A 1,936-nucleotide genomic window follows, 5' to 3' on the forward strand; every position below is an offset into this window, starting at 1 on the left:
TGGGAATTGGGAGGGGATTGGGAATTCGAATTAGGGCGGGGTTGTACGGATGGGGGGCTTGGGTCTTGGCGCCGTAGGGGCGCGCTCGTTCGTGCCCGTACCTGGGTGGGGTGTGTGCGGGTGCGCGAGTTGGGGTGTGGGGGTGGTTGTTTGGGGTGGGCTTTGGGGTTGGGCTTGGTCTTGGGTCTTGGGTCTTGGGTTTTGGGTCTTGGGCTTGGTTTTGGGGTTTGGGGTTTGGGGTTGGGGGTTTAGGTGGCGTCGTGGAACACAAGACCAAGCGCATACCGCCGTCCCGAGCGCACCGTGCTGACACCGTGCCGGACCGGCGCGGCCGACCAGCCGCGTGCGCTGCGGACCGGTCGGTCGCGGGTGGTGAAGACCAGGCCGTGGCCTTGGGGGAGGGGGGTGGCGGTGCCGCGGGATTGGGCGCGGGGCCGCTGTTCCACGAGGAGGAACTCGCCGCCGGTGTAGTCGACCCCGTAGTCGTTGAGGCCGATGACTACTTGGAGGGGGAACACCATGTCGCCGAAGAGGTCGCGGTGGAGGGCGTTCCAGTCGCCGGGGCCGTAGCGGAGCAGGATTTGGGCCGAGCGGGACTGGCCGGCGGCGTGGCATTGGTCGAGCCAGTCGGTGAGGTTGTCGGGCCATGGTGCTGGGCGGCCGAGGCGGTCGGCCCAGTCGCGGGCGATGGGGAGGAGGTGGGGCCAGAGGGCGGTGCGGAGGTCGGCGATGGGTTGGGGGAGGTCGTGGGTGAAGTAGCGGTATTGGCCGGAGCCGAAGCGGTGGCGGGCCATGTCCACGGTGGTGCGGAAGTGGGTGGGGTCGTCGTAGAGATTTTGGATGGTGGTGCATTGGGTGGGGGTGAGGAGGCGGGGGGTTAGTGCGCAGCCGTGGGTGTCGAGTTCGGGGGTGAGGTCGGGGGTGAGTGATTCCATGACGACATTTTTGGGCGGGGTGGGGGGCAGGGCTGGCGGGATTCGGACGTGGCGAGCGGTGGGTGGTGGGTGGTGGCCTGATTAGGCTGCGATGAGTCCGCGTGAGGCGAGCAGGCGCCAGACTGTGGCGACTGAGGTTGAGACTGGTTCGTGCTCAGTGTTGATGCGCAGGTCGGGGGAGGTTGGGGGCTCGTATGGGTCGTCCACGCCGGTGAGGCCGGAGAGTTCTCCTGCGGCTTGGCGGGCGTAGAGGCCCTTTACGTCGCGGCGTGCGCAGACTGCGAGGGGAGTTGCCACGTGGATTTCGAGAAATGGGATGTGTTTTGCGGCGTGGCGGCGACGGACTCGGTCGCGGCTGATCGCATAGGGCGCTATTACGGGGACCAGCGCTATCGCACCGTTGAGGGCGGCGGTTTCCGCGAGACCGCCGACGCGGTGGACGTGGGCTTCCCGGTCCGCGCGTCCGAAGCCGAGGTTGGCGGAGACGGTGCGGCGGAGGGCGTCGCCGTCGAGGATTTCGACGTGGTGGCGGTGGGCTCGGAGGCGGAGGGCGAGGGCTGAGGCGATGGTGCTTTTGCCTGCGCTGGGGAGGCCGGTGAGCCAGATGGTGGCGCCTGGGTGGGGGGTGGTGGGGGCTGTGGGGGCGGGGGGGACGGTGGTCGACACTGGTGGGAGTTTACGGGGGTGGGGGTGGTCGGAAGCCAGTTGGAAGCTGAGTATGTCAAGAGCGGATTAAAGTCAAAAGCTGGGCAAAGCAGGCGCCTCCGGCGGGGGCCTCGGATCCCTCGGGGAACTGGCGCCGGCTCCATAGGTCGGTACATCTAGTCCCTGCGCTGGCGGTTGGTGAGGTGGGGGTTCGTTCCCCTCGGTCACGTCGGCAGCCCTACGGGTACAGCGCCGCCGCCCGGGTGTCAAGTCCACGCGCTTGCTTTTGAGGTGTTGGCGGCGGTTGCGTACAGCGTGGACTGGACACCCGGTCGGCGGCACTGTAGGCAAAGCCC

Annotated in this window: 2 protein-coding genes; both read right to left on the reverse strand. The window is 67.9% G+C overall.

Features of this window, described 5'->3' with window-relative positions:
- Positions 1-248: 248 nt before the first annotated feature.
- The gene (locus ABD481_RS46285; RefSeq protein ID WP_344672309.1) at positions 249-935 is read right to left on the reverse strand and encodes a 2OG-Fe(II) oxygenase; all 687 of its coding nucleotides are present in this window, start codon (positions 933-935) and stop codon (positions 249-251) included.
- A gap of 81 nt (positions 936-1,016) precedes the next feature.
- Positions 1,017-1,601 (reverse strand): adenylyl-sulfate kinase, encoded by a 585-nt coding sequence (cysC, locus tag ABD481_RS46290; RefSeq protein ID WP_344672310.1) that lies wholly within the window; start codon positions 1,599-1,601, stop codon positions 1,017-1,019.
- Positions 1,602-1,936 lie beyond the last annotated feature (335 nt).

This window comes from Catenulispora yoronensis, from assembly GCF_039531695.1.
GTDB lineage: Bacteria > Actinomycetota > Actinomycetes > Streptomycetales > Catenulisporaceae > Catenulispora > Catenulispora yoronensis.

Excerpts from the sequence above, each read along its gene's own strand:
- ABD481_RS46285 (WP_344672309.1), bottom strand. The coding sequence starts at position 935 with ATGGAATCACTCACCCCCGACCTCACCCCCGAACTCGACACCCACGGC.